General features: G+C 33.6%; 1 protein-coding gene. It reads right to left on the reverse strand.

The features are described 5' to 3' along the window. Nucleotides 1-2: 2 nt before the first annotated feature. On the reverse strand, nt 3-342 hold a 340-nt coding region (locus QWI17_RS19405; protein WP_302724185.1), incomplete at its 5' end, for a DUF2520 domain-containing protein.

Below are 342 nucleotides of genomic sequence, written 5' to 3' on the forward strand. Positions count from 1 at the left end.
TATCATTTTTCGTAAACTCGTTTGATTGAATCTGTCAATATTTGGTAAATCTGTAATAATCTCGAATCATCTTGTAAGGCCTCTAAATGACGATCAATAATCACTTGATCTCCACGTTTTGCTGGACCAGTTTGCGCATCTTTTGGACTCATTTCGATCACTTTATTTGCTGTTTCCTGTATAAGAGGCAACAAAACATCGAATGGAACATTGTTTTGTTCACAAATATTTCCAGCGATATAATATAAATGATTGACAAAATTATTTGCCCAAACACCTGTCATATGCACTTGCATTCTACTTGCAAAATTTAGTTCGTGAACTTCGTTTGAAATACGATTT

It is taken from the genome of Gilvimarinus gilvus, assembly GCF_030518155.1.
GTDB lineage: Bacteria > Pseudomonadota > Gammaproteobacteria > Pseudomonadales > Cellvibrionaceae > Gilvimarinus > Gilvimarinus gilvus.